Origin of the sequence: Virgibacillus chiguensis (genome assembly GCF_900129865.1) — a bacterium.
GTDB classification, from domain to species: Bacteria; Bacillota; Bacilli; order Bacillales; family Amphibacillaceae; genus Virgibacillus; species Virgibacillus chiguensis.
Genome location: NZ_FQXD01000007.1, coordinates 73,532 through 97,154, shown reverse-complemented (window position 1 = coordinate 97,154; position 23,623 = coordinate 73,532). Strand labels below are relative to the sequence as shown.

Sequence of the window (23,623 nt, the reverse complement as noted above, 5' to 3'; positions counted from 1 at the left end):
TGTCGCACCTTTCATAGGTGCGTGGATTGAAATGACAGCTCCTTTAATGCGTTTATTCTCGATATTAAGTCGCACCTTTCATAGGGTGCGTGGATTGAAATCTTATTTCATCAGTAAAGTAGGATCTTGGGAATAGTCGCACCTTTCATAGGGTGCGTGGATTGAAATTGACCCGATCTTCGTTTTTGACTTGCTAATAGGTGTCGCATCTTTCATAGGTGCGATATATATCTTCTCAGCATGCATTAAACACGTCCCGTTATTTTAGGAGATGAACCATATAATTTCCATCTTATTGCTTTTTGTTAACCCCAAGGAGAATGTAAGGAATGATTGGTTGAATAAATGCTTTTCTCGATTGTTGACGGTTTGTTCGCCATTCAACAGAAACGCCATACATCCCCCAGCTTAGCATGATGGCCGTGTTTTTTAAGGCGGAACTTTCAGAAATGGAGTGCTGCTTTAATAATATGGGATAAAATATGTTCGTTAATTTATCTATAATGATACGAGATATGGTATCCTCATAGCCTGATTGGCAGCGGTGAGCCAATGAATTCCAAAAGTTAGTAATAGCAATAAAAGTACTAATAATCATATCTTCATTGACTTCTTCATAATCACTTAAATCAAAAGTTATATTTGTTATTAACCCCTCTTCTAAAGCCTGCTCCAACAGATCAAACTTATCTTCAAAATGATAATAAAAAGTAGCCCGATTAATAGTTGCTTCATTCGTAATATCCGTAACTGTAATATCTTTAAATTCTTTTTTATTAGAAAGCGTGATGAAAGAATCTATAATTAATTTTCGTGTCCGACGCATTCGAGGATCTGTGTTTGGGTTACTCATATATTTTTCCACCTCTTTTTCAACAAATTATTAATAGTGTTGGATAAGCAACATATCCAACGAAGTATCGATACTAATGAATTAAATTATGTACTACAATACGAATAGAAAGCAACTAACGTACCTTCAAGAGTTGAGGAAAATGTTCATAGATAGTTTTTTAAACGAGGAGGTTTTCAAATATGTCAAACAAGGATCAAATGATCTGTGATTTAGAGACGGGCGTGTGTGGTGAGGTTGAAGACAAAGAAATGGAAATAATGGATTTCGGCCAACCGGATAATTCAATTGATTTGTACTATGTAACGGATCCTATCTGTTCACACTGTTGGGCATTAGAACCTGTTCTTCGCAGATTTGTGAAGCAATATGGTTCGTATGTTAATGTTCGAGTTGTAATGGGAGGGTTATTGGAGAAATGGGAAGGGTTTGGCGACCATAAGAATGGCATTTCTAATCCAGAAGATGTAGCTTTACATTGGAAAGAAGTTGGTGAGCATAGTCGAATGCCAATTGACGGTACACTTTGGTACGATAACCCTGTTCAATCGTCCTACCCTCCTTCCCGCGTGTATAAAGTCATTCAAAAACAGAGTGAAGCATTAGCGGAAGTATATCTGCGTCGAGTTCGAGAAGCTGTATTTGCGTTGAATCAAACGGTTTCTGAACGCTCTGTGCTTGTTGACATTGTAAATAGAATGGGATTGGATGGAGAAACAATCGTTGATGAAGCTGGGTCTGCTCGTGCGCAACAGTTATTGAATGAAGATTTTCAGCTTGCGGCAAGTTTAGGTGTCAGAGGTTTCCCTACAATCATTATGATGAATGCAGAAAATAAAGGAGTTAAAATAGTAGGTGCTAGAGAGCTGAATAATTATATTGCTGGATTACAGAAAGTGATAGGTGTGGAGGATTTAAAAGCAGAGAGCCGACCTTCCCTGCCCACTTTGTTACAGGAGGAAAAGCTCTTATTCGCGAAGGAAGTTGAGGAAATGTATGATTTATCTCCGACTGATTTCCCTGATTTTGTAAAAAAAGAGCTACCTACAAACCAATATCAGATGAAAGAAATTTTAGGAGAGACGTACTTATCCAGTATAGAGTTATAGATGCCTTTGTGGATGCTAGTATTGCAGTAGGAGGTAGCAAGACCATCCTACTGCATGCTGTTATGCGTGTTATTTATCATAAGGCCACTTCTGCTGCAACATCTTGATAAAAGTGGCTACGTTTCGCTTGTTTTTCATAATAGGTGAATAAACATAGGAAAATGTCCGTTTGAAATGCATGTCTTCCATCTGCAAAATGGCGAGTTGTTTTAATTGAACATCTCTCTCAATCACACTGTAAGAAAGTAAAGAAAGTCCCATCCCATTAATAACGCTTTCCTTTACCCCTTGATTACTACCAATGGTAATAATGGATTCCACTTTTAACCCGTTGGAGCGAATGACATGTTCTAAATACTCCCGTGTCCCCGACCCTTCCTCGCGAGAAATCCATGCTTGGCTTTGTAAATCTGAAGTAGTTACTTTCGCCTTATTTGCTAATTTATGCTGATGAGGTGCAACAATCCATAATTCATCTTCCATAAACGGGCATACGGCTAATTCTTTATCGCTCGTTTGCCCTTCAATAAGTCCAATATCCACTTGAAAATGTTTTGTTTGCTGGACAATTTCTTCTGTATTGCCAATAACTATTTCCAATTCAAGGCCGGGGTAAGCTGTATGTACATCTGCAAGTAAAGCTGGCAACATATACTCCCCAATCGTAAAGCTGGCACCTATCTTTAACCTACCTTTTACGACTTCTTGTTGTTCTAATATATCACGTTTGGTTTGTTCATAAATCTTCAATATTTGCTTGGCGCGTTCATACAAGATTTCCCCTGTTGGTGATAGTTGCAATGATTTTCGGGAACGAACTACTAGTTCTGTTGCTAGTTCACGTTCCAGATTCTTTATATGTAAGCTGACACTTGGCTGCGATATGTGCAAGACTTCCGCTGTTTTGGTGAAATTCTTTACTTCTGCCAAAGTAATGAAAGTACGTAATGCATCATAATACATGTCGCCATCCCCCTTTTCATTAATAAAAATAATAATAACAATTATTTATATGTATTTTACTAATAATATTTCGTTCGGTAAAGTAAAAGGGAGAGAGAAAAAAGGAAGTGAATGTGGTGGAGAATAAAAAAAAGAGAACGGAACGTCTTGCATTTATTCAAGGAATAGGCATTACATTAATTATTGCTATTATAGCTAATTATGTTGCGAAACTGCCTTTTTTATCGATTATGGGTCAGCTTGTTATTGCTATTATTATAGGTATGCTGTGGAAGCAGGTAGTTGGTGTTCCAAGTCATCTCCAAAAAGGAGTTACATTTTCTAATAAAAAGCTACTTCGTTTCGGAATTATTTTATTAGGTATGCGACTCAACCTAGTAGATATCTATGAAGCGGGAATAAGTGTATTTATGATTGCTGCTATTTGTTTAGTATTTACTTTATTTGTTGTCTACGGTTTAACAAGGTGGTTTGGAGTAGGCAAACGACTAGGGATTTTAACAGCATGTGGGACAGCGATTTGTGGTGCTGCAGCAGTGGTTGCGGTTGCACCACAAGTAAAAGCAAAAGATGATGAGACAGCTGTTGGTGCAGCTACAGTTGCAGTGTTAGGAACACTGTTTACGTTAATTTACAGTGTCATTTATACGATGTTACATTTATCACCGACTGGATATGGCATTTTTACAGGTGCTACACTGCATGAAATAGCACATGTGATAGCAGCGGCTGATGTTGCCGGAAGTGAAGCTGTCGATTTAGCTGTTATTGTTAAATTAACGAGAGTGGCATTATTAGTTCCGGTTGTGATTGTCGTCGGTTACTTGTTTCAGCGAGGCGGGGAAGAAACGGGTAAAAAAGTATCGATGTCCATTATTCCTTGGTTTATCTTAGGTTTTCTTGCAATGAGTGGATTTAATACACTTGGCATTGTATCACAATCTGTTGCGGATTTGATTGTTGCTACTGCCTATTTGCTTATTGCCATGGCGATGGCAGGTCTTGGCTTGAATGTTGATTTAAAGACGTTTAGAAGACTTGGAATGAAGTCTTTTGCAGCGGGTGTTGTTGGATCTGTTTTGCTTGTAGTATTAGGGTACTCACTCGTCATGCTATTTCAGCTAAATTAAAACATGAGTTCAGTCGTAAAAATATAGCTTTTTAACGTTTCATGAAGTTGGTATCGATTATATCGAATGTGAATCATGGATGAGTAGAAAAAATAGGCTTGTTGCCAAGTTTTATAGCGAAAAAACGCTGTCGTTTTTTTATACGATAAACCTTTAGACTTTCCTATAGTATAGTATAATAAAAGCAAAAGACAGCGAGGAGCTATCGTAAATGACATCAGAAAAACAAAAAATGATTAAAGGTGAATTATACAATCCAGCTGATCCAATACTTGTTCATGATCGAGAAACTTGCCGAATGAAAACGCGGCTGTTTAACCAAACCATAGAAACGGAGCTATCAAAACGTAAGGAGTTGTTACAAGATTTATTTGGTTCTACGGGAAATGAACTGTACATCGAGCCAACATTGCGTTGTGATTACGGATATAACATTCATGTAGGCAATCATTTTTACGCTAATTTTGATTGTGTTATGTTAGATGTTTGTGAAATTAAGATCGGCGATAACTGTATGCTGGCTCCAGGAGTACATATTTATACAGCGACACATCCCTTAAATGCGGATGAAAGAAATGCCGGGAAGGAGTATGGAAAGCCTGTAACAATTGGCGACAATGTTTGGATTGGTGGGCGTGCGATTATTAATCCAGGCATACATATTGGCGATAATGCTGTCATTGCCTCAGGTTCGGTCGTAGTAAAAGATGTTCCCGCAAATACGGTCGTTGGTGGAAATCCAGCTAGAGTGTTAAAGCAAATTGATAATCATTTATAAAATGTTCCAGGCGCTATAATGAGTACATTATAGCGCCTTATCGTATAAAAGAAGCGATTGTTTAAGCATAAAGAGGAACAATTTTAATAAAAAAAGTGTTGATGATGCTCTTTTAATAAAAGTACAGGGCATTCGCAGCGGCTAATGGATGCACACTGGAATATAGTATTGTAAAAGCTTTATGGGAGGGGGTTTTTTACAATGCGGAGACAGCGTAAGGCAGCCTTCTGTTTCCCGGGCGGATACCGTTGGTGTGGTCCTGGATGCAGTGGTCCGGGTGAACCTATAAATGATGTAGATGCAATTTGCAAGGAACATGATTTGTGTTATAGACGTACTGGAGATCGTTGTAAATGTGATCAAGCATTTCTCAAGCAGATGCAGTTGAAAATAGATCCTACAACTGTAAAGGGAAGGCATGCACGTACCATGTATCATTACATGAGATACCAAAGCTTATTTACGTGTGGGTTTAGAAAAATGTAATATGGTCTCAGTTAATAACCATGGAATGTTCAAATCCCCTATAAAAGAGTAGACTGTTCTATGAGAAGTTTGATCGCATAGGATGTTTTTTAAAAAAAGGCTAATTTTGTTATTTAACTAGCTGAAAACATCCTTTTTATCTTAAGATCAGTCACTCTTTCGGAATACTATATAACTGTTTCTATCACCAGTTTTAAGGTTGTATCAACCTGCCGCTATCTCGTCTAAAATAAATGTTATCTTGCTTTAGTCATATTCCCTTAAGATAGAAGGAAAATGTTCTTAGTCATGAATTATAATCCTATAAAGCTTCACTTGAAGGTTGGTTGAACCTCTTCGATAACTTTTAATTGAAGTCTAAGTAATATTTATAGGACTTCCCGATATAGTAGTTTATTGTGTATTCATAAAAATTTTGGGGTTTACATGAAGTGAAGCGTGTTCGTTTTAAAACAGGTTCATGTTTGTTGATACTTAATGCTGTTCGTACTTCATAATTAGGTAGTACAGCTTCTACAACTTCACTATTATCTTTCACTTGAATGCCGTGTTGGTGAAGGTATGAGTAAAAAGAATCGTAATAATCATTGGGATCTAAAGAGAAATTTTCATGCTTTTTAAAGTATGATACCGAATAAACAAAGGCTTGTTTCGAATCTCCTCGAATTCTTTTTAAAATCATTACCTTATCACCGATATTCATGTTTAAGTACATCGCAAGTTTTTTATCAGCATCGGTTATCTCTAATTTGACATCCATTGTCCGTGCTTTTTCCCCTAATTCTCTCATCTCTTCTGTGAAGCTTTTTACAACGGTGAAATTATCTGAAGGTTCAACGAAATCGGTTACAAAGGTTCCCTTAGCCCTTTGACGATGGAGCAAATCTTCTTTCACCAATTCATCGATTGCCTTTCTTATTGTAATTCTACTCACATCATATATTTTACACAATTCCACTTCGGTTGGGATTTTATTCCCTTCTTTCCATTTCCCCATTTTAATATTATCTCGCAAACGATCTGCAATTTGAACGTATAAGGGGATTGCATTACTAGCCAAAATTTTTCCTCCTATCAATATGGTGTATTGTTATAACATTATATCATATTGAGTGGTATAGTTCATACAAAATACATGAAAAGACCAGAAATATTTACCAAAAACATATATGTAACTAAATGTTTTATCAAATAAGGAAATATAGGGGCAAATACGCCAAACCAAAACAGAGACTTTGCAAGAAAAATACCATTATTAGGAATTATTCTTACTCGAATATATATGCTGTCGCCATAAGAAAGAGTAGCTTTCAACGCCCTTTATGGTAAGGTTTTGTTCCATCCCACCCACACATCCATTTTTATAGTGCCTCGAGATCGGGCCTGATAGTATAAGAAAACCTACAGCTTCAACATAGAGGATAGCGGGCGACAAGTGGCGTTCTTTACACTATAAGAAAGGTAAAACTACGGCTAACGCCAGAACGACTTGGTGACAAGCAAAGTTTTTCGGAAAAACACGACTACGTCAAATATTGTTTGCACTTCCTTTGCTTTTAGAAGTCATTTCCTTTAAATTTCTGCTGTTAATATATTTTACTCCCAAATTAAAGATATGAATAATTTAGGTGGGTTTACAAAAAAATATAATATCTGTTGCAACCTATAGTTAAGTCTGATATTATTTACCTTAATGTTATATGGTTATAACATTAATACAATGGAGTGAAGAAGGGAGCAGTTAGTATGGCTTATGATTTATATCCTCAGATTGATATGAAGGGAGGCATTGATCTATACACTGGATATGATGAAATATGGAAAAAAGTAGATGATGCAATAAAACAAAGAAAAGCTAATGTTATTACAATAGAATGTTACCCAGGAACCTTGGAAAAAGAATTGGAGCAGTTAATAAATCAGCTCAAACCAGACCTAATCATTCATGCTGATGAAATCTTTTTATCCAGTGAGGAAATTACTGTTAAAATACAAGATCATTTAACAGACGATCGTGTATTTGGGGTTATGAGCAATCATGCTTTAGCTGATTTTATAGACGGAGAAAAGTTTAATAAAACATTGGATAAAATTAATAAAGCTAAAGATAAAAGAATTGTTATTTATGGAGTGGGCGCATCTTTAGTAGCTCCTTCTGATTTATTGCTTTATACAAACTTAGCAAGATGGGAAATTCAATTAAGATATAGAGCTAAGAAAGTTTGTAATTGGAGGGCGAATAACTGGGAGGAGGAAACGCTTCGTAAGGTAAAACGTGCTTACTATTTTGACTGGAGAATTGCGGACAAGTTAAAGAAGAGCCTATTTGATAAAGTTGATTTTATGTTAGATGTTAACGAAGAGAACCAGCCTAAAATGATAGCAGGACATGACTATCAGATGGCTTTGTCACAGGTGGTTCAAAGACCATTTCGCTTAGTTCCTTATTTTGATTCTGGGGTTTGGGGCGGCAAATGGATGCAAGAAAAATTTAATGTAGCAAAAGACAAAATAAATTTAGCTTGGTGCTTCGATTGTGTTCCTGAAGAGAACAGTATATATCTTGGCATAAACGGAGAAAAGTTTGAAATACCCGCTAATGATATCGTTTACCAACGACCAGTTTCGTTACTAGGGGAAAAAGTATATGGAAGGTATGGAACAAGCTTTCCAATTCGATTTGATTATTTGGACACAATGGGTGGCGACAATTTAAGTTTGCAAGTGCATCCAAAGGTGGAATATGCTCAAGAAACATTTGGGCTGCACTATACTCAAGATGAAAGCTATTACATTTTAGAGGCTGAAGATGATGCTGTTATTTATTTAGGTGTAAAAAACGGAGTTGAAAAGCAGTCTCTAGTAGATGCCTTAAAATCATCTCAGGAAGAAGGTAAGCGATTTCCGGATGAAGATTTTATTTATCGTAAAAAAATAAAGAAACATGACCATTACTCTATACCAGCTGGAACAATTCATTGTAGTGGTAAGAATAGTGTTGTTTTAGAAATTAGCTCTACCCCTAATCGTTTTACTTTTAAATTGTGGGATTGGGAGAGAGTGGATTTAGATGGCAAGCCAAGACCAATTCATTTAGAGCATGGGGAGAAAAATATTGATATCTCTAGAGATGAAGACTGGGTTGAGAAGGAAGTCAGTAACCAAGTAGTTAAAGTCGCAGAGGGCGACGGTTGGACAGAAGAAAAAACAGGGCTTCATATAAGAGAACCTATTGAGACAAGACGTCATTGGTTTTCATCAGAAGTGATGCATGAAACACAAGACAGTGTCAATGTCTTAACGCTTGTTGAGGGTGAGGAAATTATTGTTACAAGTGTTAATGCATCATTTGAACCTTTTGTTATTCATTACGGTGAGACATTTATTGTCCCTGAATGTGTGAAGCAGTATAAAATTGCTCCTCATGGTCCAAGTGTGGGAAGAACAGTAGGAACAATAAAAGCGTTTATTAGATGATAATGGTATGAATCTTATCGCTTTTTGTAAGTTTTTTTAGTGACAGCATCTATATGCCAATTCATTTACATGGCCTAGATTATACCAATACGACATATTCAGTAGGAGGTGAAAAAACCTCTTACTGAATGAGGTGGGTTTTGGGTCGTGATTTTGATGGTACGTTGCGTTTCGTCTTATCTATGTTGTGCAAACTAAATGGGCAAAGTGAACGTAAGGTCGGATAGAGAAAAAATAGTCACACTGTATAAGTTGTTGCATATCTTTGTGACACAAAAGACAAGCTATATAAAGAAGTATCAGAAGATAGTTGTAACAATACTGTAACAAAAAACAATAGAAAGCGTTTTAAAATAATGTTATTATAACTTTATAAAGTTATAACAATATGATGAAAGGGGGTTGAGGTGAAAAAGGTCGTTGGTATTCGAATAAAGCGCTACACTTTGTTACACGGCGAATGGAATATAAATATCATTGCTTCCTGTGACAAAAGCAATAATTATCGTAAAAACTTGGATTATGTCTTAACTCTAGACCATAATTTGTAACGTTCTTAATAGTAAAAAAGGAAGTGATTAAGTGATAGGAATATTAGTAACTTCTCATGGGCCTTTTTGCGAGGCTTTAATAAAAACAGGTGAAATGATTACAGGACAACAGGATAATGTCAGTCACATCTCGCTAGACGATAAAGGTGTTAGTGATTTCGCTGCGAGGCTGGAAGAGAAATTAAATGTGATGACTGAAGAATATGATGAGGTCGTTATTTTATGTGATATAAAAGGCGGAACTCCTTGTAATGAAAGCATAAAATATGCGTTAACTTATAAAAATAATCTTGCTATTATAGCAGGAGTAAATTTACCAACCTATTTAGAAATTATAAATGGTACAGGCTTTATGAAAAGCATCTCTGAATTAACAGATTTTGTGAAACAAACTTGCTTCCAAACAATTGAAATTATTGAAATATAGAATGGAGTAGATGAAAATGGCAATTACATTAGTTAGGATTGATGATCGAGTTATACATGGGCAAATAGTAGCTAGATGGTCTAGATTTAAGCCTTGTAATGGAATTCTAATAGTTAATGATAGCATTGCTCAAGACCCGATCCAAAAAAAGATATTTACAAATGCAGCCCCAGCAGAAATTAAAGTTGGCGTATTTACCGTGAATGAAAGTATAGAGAAAATTAAAAAAGCTAGAGAATCAAAAAAGAATTATTTTTTAATTGTTAAAACACCTGTAACATTGCGAGAAATCGTAGAATCAGGTGGTGATTTTGGGACTGATATTAATGTTGGCCCAATTAGTGCATTATCTGGTGGAAAAACAGTAGCCAAAAATGTAACTATATCAGAAGAAGATAAATCGGCTTTTGATTTTTTAGAGAATCATGGAAAGACCATCCAATTTCAGTTAATTCCAGATGAAAAAGCTGTTAAATGGTCGAAAGTTAAACAGAACTTCTAATTTTAAACGGAAGGAAAGATGAATATGGATCTACTATTATTAATACAAGGATTGTTGATAGGTATATTTTGTTATTTGGGATCTGTATCATCTCCTTGGTTAATGGGTGTTACCGGTGGTTATTACGTTGTAGGAAGACCATTAGTAGCAGGTTTGATCATTGGTCTTATTTTAGGAGATGTTACCACCGGAATAATTCTAGGTGTAGCTGTTCAGGCTGCTTTTATAGCAACCATTAGTACAGGAGGTACACAAAATTCAGAAATAACTTATGCGGCATATGGTGGGATAGCCCTTGGTCTTTTATCAAACGCAGATACTGGCGTTGCTGTTACGTTGTCTGTCGGTATTGGAACGCTAGGGTTAATCCTGCACAATTTAATGATGATTGTAAATTCAGTGTGGAATAAAAGAACGGAAAAAGCGGCCGCTGAAGGAAATGCAACCAAGATTATATATAACAACGCCGTATATCCACAATTGTTGAACTTTGTCCTTAGGGTAGTGCCTATAACACTTGCTGTTTATTTTGGACAAGGATTTATAACAAGAGTTTTAGATATTATCCCAAAAGATGTAACTCAAATTATGACCGTGTTGGGTGGACTACTTCCTGCTTTAGGAATAGCTTTATTAATGAATCTGCTTATAAAAGAAAACAAACAATTAATTTTCTTTCTCACAGGATTTGTCATTATCGTTTTCTTTACGGATAGTATGATTGCGCTAACAGTGTTTGGTGTATTAATAGCTTATATCGTTTTTCTTAGCTTAGGTCAATCACAAATTGAAACAGATGATGATGGGGTGATATAAAATGCCGAAATTAGATAAAAATGATTTAAAAAGAGGTTGGAGAAGCTGGGCTATGTTCCATTTATCTTCTATGAGTTTTGAAAAATTAGAAGCAAATGGTTTTGCACATTCCATGATACCGATTTTAAAGAAATTATATAAAGATGATCCAGAAGCTTATAAGCAAGCTTTGGAACGACATACGGCTTTTTACAATACCGAACCACAAGTAGGAAGTTTAGTGAATGGTGTTGTAGCATCAATTGAAGAAGAAAGGGCTAACGGCAAAGAAGTTAACGATGAGATGATTCATAGTGTCAAAACTGGATTAATGGGGCCAATTGCTGGAATGGGTGATTCGATTATTCAGGGTATTATCATTCCAATATTACTATCTATAGGAATGGGAATTTCGGCTAATGGAAATCCGGTAGGGGTTTTTGTTTACATTCTAGGGTATCTATCTATCATTTTAACCGTATCGTATTTATTATATATGCGTGGTTATAAAATGGGAGTTCAAGCTGTTGATGAATTGTTAGGAGCCAACTCAGAAAGATTAAGAAGCGCATTCACTTTACTGGGTGTCATGGTGGTAGGTGGTTTAGCTGCCTCTTTTGTAAAATTAAATACCATTTTACAAATCCCAAATGGTGAGGAAGTATTAGAATTCCAAAAAACGCTCGATGGATTTTTCCCTAAGTTGTTACCTCTTATTGCCGTTTTAGTTTGCTGGTATTTGATCTCTAAGAGAAAATGGAGTGCAACTAAAGTACTGTTATTTTTAATCGTAGTATCCATTGCTGGTGTGTTATTGAATGTGTTTTAGGTCTTCGCGTTTTAAATGGGAGTTCGAATCTTTTTATGTGAAATAGTTGGCTACAACTAGTTCCTTATGTCACTTTATAATGTAGCGATGTACCATGAAAAAGACGAATTAGTCTGTCTGTTATTGGTGAGGACTGCACGCCATTTTTTACCTTTTATACAGTCTCTTATTTGGAAAAAGATTAAAAAAATTGTTGCCTTTAGCTCTCAGTGGATATACACTTCGTTGCTAAAGACGGAAATCTTAACTTCTTCGGCAATAGTAAGTTGCTTACTTTGTACTATAAAAACCATCATGGAAGTTAAGTGTATATCCACTGTTTTATTGCATATACGTAGCTACCTAAGTTGTATTTCTGTTTTGATTTTATATTCTGTTACATATGATCAAAAAAGTGTCATTTTTCTAATAAACTGTGAGTTTTAAGCATTATGATGTAATTTCACCAAATTTTTATGGAATAAATCGATTTCCCTTGAACTTCCAATAAAGGTATAATTCACGTATAATAAAATTAGTTTACATGTTGGGAGTAAAGGAAGGGAATATATGACAGAGGACAATGTTACACGGATATATTTGAACGATAAGGAATATATTCTAATTGGAACGGCTCATGTTTCTAAACATAGTGCGGAACAAGTAAAAGAAGTAATTGAAGCCGAAAAACCAGATACAGTATGTGTAGAGCTTGATGAACAACGGTATCAATCCATCAAAGATGATAACAAGTGGAAAAACATGGATATATTTAAAGTGATAAAAGAGAAGAAAGCTTCTTTATTGTTAATGAATTTAGCCATCTCATCTTTTCAAAAACGAATGGCAAAGCAGTTTGGTATTAACCCTGGCCAAGAAATGATTCAAGGGATTGATTCTGCACAAGAAGCAAATGCAGAACTTGTGTTAGCAGATCGTAATATACAAATCACCTTTGCAAGAATATGGAATAATATTGGATTAAAAGGAAAAGCGATGTTGTTAACGCAAGTGATTGCGAGCATTTTTAGTAAAGAGACAATTTCTGAGGAAGAATTAGAAAAAATGAAGCAACAAGACACGATTCATACGGTGTTGCAAGAGTTTACAGACACGTTCCCAAAGTTAAAGAAACCGCTTATCGATGAAAGAGATCAATATTTAGCGCAAAAAATTAAAGATGCACCCGGGGAAAAGGTCGTTGCTGTGCTTGGTGCCGCTCATGTACCGGGGATAAAGGAACAAATACAAAAGGATCATAATTTAAATAAACTACGAGAGTTGCCTCCTAAATCAAAACTGCCTAAAATTATCGGTTGGTCGATTCCGATCCTTATTTTGGCAATTATTGCGTATACGTTTTATGCTAATCCACAAGCTGGTTGGGAACAAACAGTAAGCTGGGCCATCTGGAATGGCGGATTATCAGCATTCGGTGCATTGATTGCGTTAGGGCATCCGCTTACTATTTTAACGGCATTACTCGTTGCTCCGATCACTTCTTTAAATCCTTTACTTGCAGCGGGCTGGTTTGCTGGCTTCGTGCAAGCATATGTAAAAAGACCGCATGTTCGTGATTTTGAGAATTTGTCTGAAGATGTATTTACGATTAAAGGGTTTTGGCGTAATAAAGTGACGAGGGTGTTACTGATTGTAGTACTAGCTAATCTCGGTAGCTCTTTAGGTACATTTATTGGCGGCGTTGACGTCATTCGTGTGTTTTTGGAAAATTTATAACGATAGCCCTTACCTAAAAGTACGATTAGCTGCGTTTTCATTAACTAATTCAGTCAATATAGCTAGGTTTATAATAGTGTTCATAATAACCTAACAGTGATTCATGGTGCTGTTAGGTTATTTGCGCTATATAAAAGTTTGAATAGAATGTGAATTATGTAACTAATTAAAGTGTTTCGCAACAAAGGTCATCGCTTACATGTGGGTGAAATGTCTTACAATAAAGGTGATAAAGAAGAAGGGAGAGGGTATTATGAACCGGAAAAATTGGATTGGTATTGGTTTAGCTTTTCTTGTCTTATTCATTATTTTATTATTACCAAACCCTGATTCACTTCCGCTTGTCGGGCAAAGGGTGCTTGCAGTTTTGGCGTTTGCGGTCGTTTTGTGGGTGACAGAAGCAGTGCCTTATCCGGTAAGTGCAGTAATGATTATTAGTTGGTTAGCTGTCTTAGTTGGGTTATCTCCTACCATAGAAGATCCCACCATCATGTACGGGACAAAAGAAGCCTTAGGAATGGCAATTGGAGGTTTTAGCTCAACAGCTGTGGGGCTAGTTGCAGGAGCGCTATTTTTGGCGGCTGCTATGGAGATTACAGGACTACACAAGCGAATTGCGTTGTTTATTATGTCTAAAATAGGTACCAAACCAAGCCGTTTAGTAATAGGAACGATTACTGTAAGCTTTGTACTTGCATTATTTGTTCCAAGTGCGACAGCGCGAGCAGGTACTATTATTCCAATATTATTAGGAATCGTCGCCGCATTTGGTTTAACAAAGCAGAGTAAGCTTGCGGCATTATTAGTTATTACTGCTGTTCAGTCCATTTCCATCTGGAATGTTGGAATTAAAACAGCTGCTGCGCAAAATATGGTAGCGTTAGGATTTATGCAATCGGAATTTGGTATGGATGTAGCTTGGGGGAAATGGTTCATGTATGCTGCTCCATGGTCAATATTAATGTCTGTCATGTTGTTTTTCGTCATGACAAAGCTGATCAAACCAGAAGAAACGAACCTTGCTGGTGGCGATAGCATTCAATCTCAGCTTCAAGCGTTAGGGAAAATGAAGCCAAATGAGTGGCGATTAATATCTATTTCCGTTGCATTGTTGTTCTTATGGTCTACGGAAGGCATCTTTCATCCGCTAGATTCAACCACAGTTACCATTATTGCTGTTGCGATCATGCTACTTCCTAAAGTAGGTATCTTTACGTGGAAAGAAGTGCAAGCAAAGATTCCTTGGGGAACGTTGGTCGTATTCGCAACCGGAATATCACTCGGAATGGTGTTATTAAGCACAGAAGCAGCTACATGGTTATCTTCTAACACATTTGAAGCAATGGGGTTAGCTGGCATGTCAATTGTAGCTATTGTAGCTATCTTAGCATTATTTAATATTCTCATTCATTTAGGATTTGCGAGTGCAACCAGTTTGGCATCTGCGTTAATCCCAATTGTTATTGCACTAGTAACAGGCATGGAATCGACATCATTCAATGGACCTGGACTTGTGCTCATCATGCAATTCGTAATTAGTTTCGGTTTCTTACTTCCTGTGAACGCACCACAAAATATGCTTGCATATGGAACAGAAACCTTTACAACAAAACAATTATTAAAATCTGGTATACCAATAACGGTAATCGGTTATCTTTTCATTATCTTATTTAGTGCAACGTATTGGCAATGGGTCGGATTATTGTAAACAATGGGAAGTGTTTCTGAAGGTGTAACGAATCGGTAAATTTCACCTTGTTCGGGGAAAGTATAATAGTTGAAAGGTCTGTAGTATAAGAAAACAAAGTCTTTCGCCATAAGACTTTGTTTTCCTGCTAAAATAAACCTCCAACGGAAATTCGGTGCGTGCGTAATATGTTTATCCTCATCTTATGTTGCTTTATTACAGGGTTGTTCTCCTATGATGTAAGCTTATTCTAAGTATGTTGCAATCAAAGCTTGTCGATGTGGCAAGCATTTATACATGGTTAATGGTCGTCCGACATTGCCATAGGCAATATATGATGTAATAACATGTTGCTGTTTCAAAAAAGATAGATATTTACGAATAGAAATTCGTGACATGCCAACTTCATTAGCTAATTGTTCGGTTGAAAATCCATTATCGCCAAAATTTTGCGTACAATCCCATATTTGCGACAGCGTTTCTGGAGCTAACCCTTTTGGTAACGCAGGCTGTTCATTATCTCTTTCAGGCAAATCCCCTCCAAGTAATTGATCTAATTCCGATTGGCTCAGTTGCTTTTTTTCTTTTACGATTCGTTGTTTTTCTTGATAGCTTAAGAGCGCATGCTGAAATCGCTCAAATTGAAAAGGTTTAATAATGTAATCAGACACCCCATTTTGTAAAGCATACTGAATGCTATCCGTATCCGATGCTGCTGAAATGATAATCACATCAATGCCTTTTTCATATTTACGAATATAGCTCAATAATTCAAGCCCTGTTTGTTGCGGCATATAAATATCGAGCAAAATGAGATCTATCGGTTGCTGTTTAATAACGTCCCTCGCTTCAGCTACAGATGCGACCTGCCCTTCAAGGTGAAAACCTTCTATTTGGTTTAAGTATATAGCGTTAATATGAGATACCATAGCATCATCTTCTACGATTAGTACGTTGATCATTGTCATCCCTCACCATTGGTATTGCTAGTGTAATGTTAAATACAGTTCCGTTTCCTGCCCTAGTTGAAACGTTTATCTTACCTTGAAGTTTTTGCACAGTTTGATATGTAAGAAACAGTCCATAGCCTCGATCCCCTCCTTTCGTGGAAAATTGTTTATCAAAAAGATTGTTGAGATGATTCTTTGCTATTCCTGGTCCATTATCTTCTATTTTAATATGAATGGTTTGATCTTTGGAATAAAGGAAAAGTTTAACGGTTTTATGTTTGCTATTGGCTGCTAAAACTGCTTCAAAACCATTTTCGATTAAACTTCCTAAAATAGTAATTAATTCATGGACGATTGGTGCAGTAAATTCCTCTTTTAGAAAGCTGCTTTCTTCTAATTCAAAGGTGATATTACTTTCTCTTGCTTTGCTCATTTTTCCGATTAAAAACCCTGCTAATGCTGGATGTTTCAATCTTTGCAAAATATAGCCAACTTCTTCCTCAAATTGATCTACCATACTCGGAATCATCGTTTCTAATTCTTTATATTCTTTTAAATGAAGCATGCCTAAAATAACATGTAACTTGTTCTTGAATTCATGGGATTGCGCTCGTAAAGCCTCTGTATAGTTTTTAATTCCTACCATCTCATCCAATAGTTTCTGCACCTCTGTTTTATCCCGAAAAGTAGCGATGCCGCCTACAATTTTGTCGTCAATATAAATGGGAGAACAGTTTAATAATATTTTTTTTCCGTAAAAGAGGGCTTCTCCATTCTCGGAAGCTATTCCTGTCTGAATGGTCTGTTGTAATGTAGGCATATAATTTCTTACAGGTCGACCGATTAATTCCAATTCTTCTGTTAACGCCATAAGTTTTAATGCTTGTTGGTTAACGCGTGTAATTTCACCAGACTGATTGACTACTAAAATCCCTTCTTTGACAGACTCTAACATCGTGTCACGTTCCTTCGTTAACTGAGCAATTTCTACAGGCTCCATTCCGAACAATATTTTTTTTACGTATTTACTAATGAAGTAGGCGCCAATTACACCGAGCAGAAGTTGGAAAATAGCTCCTAATAGAATCATGCGCTGCCCTTCTTCAATTTGATCTTCCACTTTATCCATTGATAATCCGGCTACAACGACGCCGATTTGTTTGTTTTGTTCATTCTTAATTGGCGTAAACACACGCATACCTAGCCCGAGTGGTCCTTTTTCAATGGAAGTATATTCTTGTCCTCCAAGTGAAGGTTTAGCGTCTTCTCGGTTGTAAAAAGATTTTCCAACTTCAGATGGGATAGGGTGGGATAAGCGAATTAGATTCATATCTAGAACGACCAGAAAACCGATATTTGATAACGCTTTTAATTCATTCGCATATTCCTGAATATTAGCTCGTTGCTTTTCGTTTTGCAAACCCTCTATCACAAGGTCAGACTGTGCAACGAGGCGAGATATAGTGTATAACCTTTGGGAAATCGTATCTTTTGTATTTTCTGTGATATACTTACTAAAAAACCCGTTCATGATAATGACAGACAATGAAACAATGAAAATAATTAACAATGTAATCGAGGTTTGCAGCTTCATGGCTCTGCCTTGTTTGATGGGAGATCGTTTTTTCATTCGTTTTCCCTCGCAGTAAAATGGCTCTTTTCATTATTATATAGGACTTTATATGCAGTGGCACATGAATTGATTTTATCCTCTAAAGTCGCTTCAGTATGTTGAAGAAAGATAACAGTAGCTAATTCCTTTGTTCGTTGCCTAACAATGAATGTGGAAGAAGAAGGCTCCGTTAATGGAAAGAGGCGATTCAAAACATAATGAAAGAGACAATATGAGAGGATTACAAATATGTTGACATAGTTGGTAGGGAGGTATTTACATGCCGATAGATAAAGAAACGCAAATTATTGACGATATAATGGAGAAAATTATTACGAAGGCGATGAAGCCTGGGGAAAAGCTCTTATCAGAAAATAAACTTGCAGATCAGTATAACGTGCCGCGCATTACTGCTAGAAATGCATTAACAACATTAGAGGCTCGTGGATATATTTACTCTATACAAGGTAAGGGGCGTTTTTTAAAAGAAACAGCCAAACCAATTCAATTACATTTGACAGGAAACAGCAGTTTTACCGAAAAGATGCAGCGTGCTGGTTATCGATTGACAACGAAAAATATGTATTGCACAAAAATCAGCTACGATAGTAAAGTGTACGACGCGTTACGGGCTAGCAGTGAAGCAGAGATTTATAAAATTGGGCGCGTGCGATTCATTGATGACGAACCAATAGCTATTCATCAATCGTACGTTAATCAGCAGCAATTTCCAAACATTGCTCAAGAAGGTCCGCTAATATTATCTATGTTTGCGTACTATCGACAATTGGGATATGAAGCATTTACAAGTAAGCAGTCTTTATTAAGTATTACGTTTCCAACTTCCTATGAACAAAAATTGTTTTCATGCGGTAGTATGGTTCCTCTTATTGTACTAGAAACGGATTGCATTGATGTACAAACACAAAAAGTATTGGAATATACGAAAATACTGTATCGTAGTGATAAATTTAAATATGATATTACAATGAATGAAAGTCGGTGAGGCATGTTAGAGGTCTTACCGACTTTTTAGTTGTCTAGGAAATTATTAAATTTTGCAGCTGTAGATAAACTTACTAAGTTAAATAGCTACGTCCGGTTTCAGCGCCCAGCAACTAGTCGACTTCACTCCATTGCCCTTGCCCTACGCTAAGTCATCATCGGTTCGCCCTAAATAGGAAGGCCGACTAAAGTTGGGCTTGCCGGAGATCGCCGGCACACTCCTGTTGCAGGAGCATGATTCCTAAAACTTTCGTTGCTTCGTTCCACTCGCTACGTTGCTAACCGGGCGCCCCGAGCCTTTGTTCTTTAATTATGGGAATTAACTGGAAAGTCGCTGAAGTTTACAAGGAATTCGTTTGAATTTGTAGAAAAGTCGCTGAAGTTTACAAAAAAGTCGCTGAAGTTCACCGTTTTTTCGCTTGAGTTCACCATTATACCTAGTTCGATGTAAGCACATGTGCGAAATAGTATGCTTTTATTTCAATTTGTTCCCACTCTAACAACTGAACAAGTTTAAGTGGACGACGATAACAGCAGTTAAATCGTCAACAGGTCGTTTATTAAATGGTATTGTTTTGCAATTATAAACCATCCTTTACAAATACTTTACGATATCTTAAAACACAGCAACTTGGCAACAAGTTAATATGAACTTGTAAAGGAGGTTGTCTGAATGAGAAGGCGAAGAAGAACAGAGATTCTTGTGCAAGCAAATCCTAATCTGGCAGCAAGTCTGGCGAACGAAATTAAGCAGACGTATACCTACAAGGAAATCGTTACCCCAAGACATGGATTAACCATGGTGAAAATGCGGGAGAGCGCACAGAAATCCTTATTTTATATAGGTGAGGTACTCGTTACGGAAGCAAAAGTAGAAATTCAAGGGGAGATCGGCATCGGCATAATACAAGGTATGCACGATGAGGTAGCAACGCAATTAGCTATTATTGATGCAGCTTACAATGCACAGCTACCTGAAACGTTGTCTTGGACGGACACTTTAAAAGCAGCTGAAGCAGAAATAAACCGTAAAAAAATAAAACAACAAGCAGAATTAATGGAAACTAAAGTTAACTTTGAAACGATGGATGTTTAACTCAAGAAATTTATAGTATGGACTTTCCCATGGTTCGTATTGGAAGAGCCTCTTTATACAATGAAAAGCACTGGGAGAAGATTTTTTTACACGATAGGCAAGTATATAATTTTTAATTTGAAAAACGGTGGTTTCTGCCAAAAGAGTTGTAGACAAGATGAAAAATACAGGAGCAATAAAGAATGTAACCTATGGCAAGGAATCGTTGGTTAAAAATATAAGAGCAGGAGAGAGACTATATGCCGATAGATCAAGTTCATGACTTACAAAAGGTGTATCGCAAATTATTAGATCGTATGGCTCGTCCAGGAAAGCTAGCTAATTTACAAGCTTTTCAAGAGAAAGTGGACTATGAGGTAGCGTGTCACGATGCAACGTTACTCATTGCGATGACGTTATTGGATGGAGAAGTGTCATTTCATGTGATTTCTGAGAATAAGCAGCCCGTGGAAGAAAAAATTGCTGCCTATACTTTAGCCAGACATGCATCTATGGAAGAAGCTGATTTTATTATTGTGTTACAGGACGCTACCGAGGCTTCCATTATCGAAGGGATGGCTACTTGTAAAACAGGGAATTTAGTTGATCCACAGTATTCTGCTACATGGGTGATGGAAAGTCAAACGCCGTTGTCTAATCAGCCGCAACTACTATTAACAGGTCCTGGAATTGAGAGGCAAACGGATTTACATACAAGTTTCGCTCCAAGCATTTGGCAAGCTAGGAGTGAAGCGGTGCAAGAGTATCCTTTAGGAATCGATCTTATATTCACGGATGACATCATGCAGATTGCTTGTGTTCCTAGGACAACAACGGTTTCTGTACAGGAGGTGGAGTAGATGGGTTATGTAGCGGTTAAAGGTGGAACAAAGGCAATTGAAGCTTCTATTGAAAGGTTAACGTACGATCGTTTACAAGAAAGCGAAGTTATTGAAGTGAAAACGATCATGGCAACCATGCGTGCCCTTGTCGATCAGGTAATGTCGGAAAGTAGCTTGTATTCTCCGTTTCTTGCAGCGCTAGCTATTAAGCAAGCAGAAGGTAGTATGGAAGAGGCTGTATTCATTATGCGCGCACATCGTTCAACATTACCGAGGTTGCATTATAGTAATATTGTAGAATCTGAATCTATGTTGGTAGAACGCCGTATTTCTGCCAGTTTCAAAGATATTCCTGGCGGGCAAATTTTAGGCTCTACGACAGACTACACGCACCGTTTACTGGACTTTTCCTTAGCTTCAGAAACAAAGCTAGAGAATGATCAATGGATGAAAAACTATGTCGATAAACTGGAGCAAGCAGTATCTCCGCAGGACGAAGTATTGTTTTTTCCAAAAGTAGTTGATTATTTACGCCAAGAGGGGTTATTTGGCGGGCATGAATTAGATGATACACCTCCGACAGATATTACAAAAGAAAACTTATCTTTTCCAGCTTCGCGTAGTGCTCGATTACAAACATTAACGCGTGGGCAAACAGGTGCCGTGACAGCTCTTGGTTATGCTTCCTTACGTGGGTACGGCCAGGTGCATCCAACGGTCGGTGAAGTTCGTGTTGGCATGCTTCCGATCTATGTCGGGCACCCGAATGAGCCTGAACAGACAGAGGAAGATAGCTATTATATTGGTGAAATCAAAGTTTCCGAAGTCGAATCGTTTGTCCCTGTCTCTGTCAAAAACGAACAAAATGAAGCGGAACTTGATTTTGAAATTGGTTATGGGGTTTGTTACGGACAAAATGAAACAAAAGCAATTGCGATGAGTATTCTTGACCAATGTTTAGAGCACCCTGAAGCGAGTTTCCCGACACATGATGAAGAGTTCGTTCTATTACATATCGATTCGGTAGAAGCAACAGGGTTCATATCACATTTGAAACTCCCACATTATGTCACTTTCCAATCGAAGCTGAATAGTGTACGTGAGGTTAAAAGAAAGGGAGAGAGTAATGAAGAATAAAACACATTTTGCGTTTTTTGATGAAGGATCAAAGAAGGAAATTCGCCGCACGACGTTAAAAGCAGTCGCAATTCCTGGCTATCAAGTTCCATTTGCATCAAGAGAAATGCCAATTGCAAGAGGTTGGGGAACAGGTGGATTACAGCTGACGTTATCGTTGATTGGTAAAGAAGATTGTTTAAAAGTAATTGACCAAGGTGCAGATGAGTCAGTGAATGCCGTTAGTATAAAAAAGTTAGTCCAGCAAACAACAGGTGTGGAATTAACCGACCAGACAGAGGACGCTTCCTTAATCCAATCTAGACATCGGATTCCAGAAGTTCCATTAACCGAAGAGCAAATTTTAGTATTACAAGTTCCAACGCCAGAACCATTACGTGATGTCGAAGCTAGTGAATATGTAACCAAACGATTGCATGCAGAAGAAGAATATAGCGGCGCGTGGCTCTTATTATTTGAGCAAATTATGAAATACGGTAAAACAGCAACAGGTGCCGATCATCCTGTCTATGTAAATGGACGCTACGTGATGGCGCCAAGTCCCATCCCAAGGTTCGATAATCCGAAAATGCATACTTCGAAAGCATTGACCTTGCTCGGTGCAGGGCGGGAAAAGAAAATTTATGCCGTGCCACCATATACCGATGTAACGTCACTTGCTTTTGAAGATTATCCGTTTACCGTGGAAACATTTGCAGATCAGGCATGTCATTTATGCGGTGCAAATGATGTGTTCCTTGATGAATTGGTCGATGAAACAACAGGAAAAGCTTATTATCAGTGTAATGATACGAGCTACTGTATAGATAGATTGAACAGCCAAGAGCAAGTGGAGGTGGAACATCATCATGCATGAAGAACCAATATTGCAAGTTCGGAACTTAAATAAACAGTTTGGTAACGGGTGTACCCATTGTCGTAATAAAGTAGATCGACAGTTGGAGAAAAATTATTGCCCTATTTGTGGAACAGTTTATGCATGTCAGGATGTATCTTTGGACTTGTTTCCAGGAGAAATACTTGGCATTGTTGGCGAAAGCGGTAGTGGGAAATCAACCATGATGCAATGCCTTTACTTTGATGCGCCCGTTACTTCTGGGGAAGCTTTTATCTATAACGGCGAATTAAATGGGCTAAATGTCTTTCAATTATCTCCACAGAAGCAACGATATATCCGTAATCATAAATACGGAATGGTTTATCAAAATCCAGTCAATGGGTTGAAGATGAACTTTTCTTCGATTGGAAATATTGCCGAAAAACTGATTGCAGCGGGAAATCGTCATGTCTCATCTATGGAAAGTACAGGAAATAAACTGCTTGAACATGTGCAAATTCCGTTGTTTCGCTCGAAGGAAGAGCCGCAAAACTTTTCTGGAGGAATGCAACAGCGCGTCCAAATAGCAAAAGCATTATCGAATAATCCGCCGATTCTATTTTTAGATGAAGTAACGACAGGGCTTGATTTGTCTGTACAGGCAAATGTGCTTGATTTGATTAAACAGATTCAGAGAGAGTGGGGAATTAGTATGATTGTCGTTTCCCATGATCTGGCTGTTATTCGGATGCTAGCAGATCGAACGATGGTGATGCTGAATGGTTCCGTCATCGAAGAAGGGTTAACGGATCAAATCTTAGAAGATCCACAACATGCTTATACGCAACGTTTAGTTTACTCGTTATTATAGGAGGTCACCTA

At 37.3% G+C, this 23,623-nt stretch carries 22 protein-coding genes; 17 read left to right on the top strand and 5 right to left on the bottom strand.

All coding sequences use genetic code 11. The annotated features are described in order from the left end of the window. Nucleotides 1–292: 292 nt before the first annotated feature. Nucleotides 293–853 (bottom strand): TetR/AcrR family transcriptional regulator, encoded by a 561-nt coding sequence (locus BUB45_RS09865; RefSeq protein WP_073008160.1) that lies wholly within the window; start codon nt 851–853, stop codon nt 293–295. 182 nt (nt 854–1,035) lie between these two features. Between BUB45_RS09865 and BUB45_RS09860 the strand changes: the two genes are divergently transcribed. Continuing rightward, complete coding sequence (locus tag BUB45_RS09860) at nt 1,036–1,962, top strand: DsbA family protein (protein ID WP_073008157.1); 927 nt, start codon at nt 1,036–1,038, stop codon at nt 1,960–1,962. A 69-nt stretch (nt 1,963–2,031) separates the two neighbouring features. Here BUB45_RS09860 and BUB45_RS09855 read toward each other — a convergent pair whose 3' ends face one another. Then, a complete protein-coding gene (locus BUB45_RS09855) occupies nt 2,032–2,925 on the bottom strand; it encodes a LysR family transcriptional regulator (RefSeq protein ID WP_073008154.1) in 894 nt (297 codons plus the stop codon). A gap of 107 nt (nt 2,926–3,032) precedes the next feature. Between BUB45_RS09855 and BUB45_RS09850 the strand changes: the two genes are divergently transcribed. From BUB45_RS09850 to BUB45_RS09840, 3 genes are all read left to right on the top strand, one after another. Next, the gene (locus tag BUB45_RS09850; protein ID WP_084723600.1) at nt 3,033–4,055 is read left to right on the top strand and encodes a YeiH family protein; all 1,023 of its coding nucleotides are present in this window, start codon (nt 3,033–3,035) and stop codon (nt 4,053–4,055) included. Between the two features lie 211 nt (nt 4,056–4,266). Continuing rightward, a complete protein-coding gene (locus BUB45_RS09845) occupies nt 4,267–4,833 on the top strand; it encodes a maltose acetyltransferase domain-containing protein (RefSeq protein WP_073008148.1) in 567 nt (188 codons plus the stop codon). Between the two features lie 201 nt (nt 4,834–5,034). Further along, nucleotides 5,035–5,319: a phospholipase gene (locus BUB45_RS09840; protein ID WP_073008145.1), complete on the top strand. Its 285-nt coding sequence runs from the start codon at nt 5,035–5,037 to the stop codon at nt 5,317–5,319. Between the two features lie 346 nt (nt 5,320–5,665). Here the strand turns inward: BUB45_RS09840 and BUB45_RS09835 are convergent, their stop codons facing one another. Next, nucleotides 5,666–6,379 carry a GntR family transcriptional regulator gene (locus BUB45_RS09835; RefSeq protein WP_244527707.1) on the bottom strand — a complete coding sequence of 238 codons (714 nt, stop codon included), beginning with the start codon at nt 6,377–6,379 and terminating at the stop codon, nt 5,666–5,668. Nucleotides 6,380–7,065: 686 nt separating this feature from the next. Here BUB45_RS09835 and BUB45_RS09830 point away from each other — a divergent pair. From BUB45_RS09830 to BUB45_RS09800, 7 genes are all read left to right on the top strand, one after another. After that, a complete protein-coding gene (locus tag BUB45_RS09830) occupies nt 7,066–8,796 on the top strand; it encodes a class I mannose-6-phosphate isomerase (protein ID WP_073008139.1) in 1,731 nt (576 codons plus the stop codon). Nucleotides 8,797–9,378: 582 nt separating this feature from the next. After that, nucleotides 9,379–9,774: a PTS sugar transporter subunit IIA gene (locus BUB45_RS09825; RefSeq protein ID WP_073008136.1), complete on the top strand. Its 396-nt coding sequence runs from the start codon at nt 9,379–9,381 to the stop codon at nt 9,772–9,774. A gap of 16 nt (nt 9,775–9,790) precedes the next feature. Then, nucleotides 9,791–10,276: a PTS sugar transporter subunit IIB gene (locus BUB45_RS09820; protein WP_073008133.1), complete on the top strand. Its 486-nt coding sequence runs from the start codon at nt 9,791–9,793 to the stop codon at nt 10,274–10,276. Between the two features lie 18 nt (nt 10,277–10,294). After that, on the top strand, nt 10,295–11,092 hold the full coding sequence (locus BUB45_RS09815; RefSeq protein ID WP_212590760.1) for a PTS mannose/fructose/sorbose/N-acetylgalactosamine transporter subunit IIC: 798 nt from the start codon (nt 10,295–10,297) through the stop codon (nt 11,090–11,092). Between the two features lies 1 nt (nt 11,093). Then, complete coding sequence (locus tag BUB45_RS09810; protein WP_073008127.1) at nt 11,094–11,900, top strand: PTS system mannose/fructose/sorbose family transporter subunit IID; 807 nt, start codon at nt 11,094–11,096, stop codon at nt 11,898–11,900. A 549-nt stretch (nt 11,901–12,449) separates the two neighbouring features. Next, nucleotides 12,450–13,616: a TraB/GumN family protein gene (locus BUB45_RS09805; RefSeq protein WP_073008124.1), complete on the top strand. Its 1,167-nt coding sequence runs from the start codon at nt 12,450–12,452 to the stop codon at nt 13,614–13,616. Between the two features lie 253 nt (nt 13,617–13,869). After that, complete coding sequence (locus BUB45_RS09800) at nt 13,870–15,324, top strand: DASS family sodium-coupled anion symporter (RefSeq protein ID WP_073008121.1); 1,455 nt, start codon at nt 13,870–13,872, stop codon at nt 15,322–15,324. Nucleotides 15,325–15,548: 224 nt separating this feature from the next. On the opposite strand, the gene BUB45_RS09795 is transcribed toward BUB45_RS09800, so the two are convergent. Beyond that, nucleotides 15,549–16,265 carry a response regulator gene (locus BUB45_RS09795; protein ID WP_073008101.1) on the bottom strand — a complete coding sequence of 239 codons (717 nt, stop codon included), beginning with the start codon at nt 16,263–16,265 and terminating at the stop codon, nt 15,549–15,551. Next, nucleotides 16,237–17,883, bottom strand: coding sequence for a DcuS/MalK family sensor histidine kinase (gene dcuS, locus BUB45_RS09790; protein ID WP_073008099.1), 1,647 nt, complete (start codon nt 17,881–17,883; stop codon nt 16,237–16,239). Before dcuS ends, BUB45_RS09795 begins: the two co-directional genes overlap by 29 nt. Nucleotides 17,884–18,145: 262 nt before the next feature. Between dcuS and BUB45_RS09785 the strand changes: the two genes are divergently transcribed. The 6 genes from BUB45_RS09785 (at nt 18,146) to BUB45_RS09760 (ending at nt 23,612) form a co-directional block, all read left to right on the top strand. After that, nucleotides 18,146–18,871 carry a GntR family transcriptional regulator gene (locus BUB45_RS09785; protein ID WP_073008097.1) on the top strand — a complete coding sequence of 242 codons (726 nt, stop codon included), beginning with the start codon at nt 18,146–18,148 and terminating at the stop codon, nt 18,869–18,871. A gap of 672 nt (nt 18,872–19,543) precedes the next feature. Then, entirely contained in the window at nt 19,544–19,966 is a 423-nt protein-coding gene (gene phnG / locus BUB45_RS09780) for a phosphonate C-P lyase system protein PhnG (protein ID WP_073008095.1), read from the top strand. A gap of 239 nt (nt 19,967–20,205) precedes the next feature. After that, complete coding sequence (gene phnH / locus BUB45_RS09775) at nt 20,206–20,805, top strand: phosphonate C-P lyase system protein PhnH (RefSeq protein ID WP_073008092.1); 600 nt, start codon at nt 20,206–20,208, stop codon at nt 20,803–20,805. After that, on the top strand, nt 20,806–21,924 hold the full coding sequence (locus BUB45_RS09770) for a carbon-phosphorus lyase complex subunit PhnI (RefSeq protein WP_073008089.1): 1,119 nt from the start codon (nt 20,806–20,808) through the stop codon (nt 21,922–21,924). Continuing rightward, nucleotides 21,914–22,780 (top strand): alpha-D-ribose 1-methylphosphonate 5-phosphate C-P-lyase PhnJ, encoded by an 867-nt coding sequence (locus tag BUB45_RS09765; RefSeq protein WP_073008087.1) that lies wholly within the window; start codon nt 21,914–21,916, stop codon nt 22,778–22,780. The genes BUB45_RS09770 and BUB45_RS09765 overlap by 11 nt, the downstream gene beginning before the upstream one ends. Next, nucleotides 22,773–23,612, top strand: coding sequence for an ATP-binding cassette domain-containing protein (locus BUB45_RS09760; protein WP_073008083.1), 840 nt, complete (start codon nt 22,773–22,775; stop codon nt 23,610–23,612). Before BUB45_RS09765 ends, BUB45_RS09760 begins: the two co-directional genes overlap by 8 nt. The last annotated feature ends 11 nt before the right edge of the window (nt 23,613–23,623 follow it).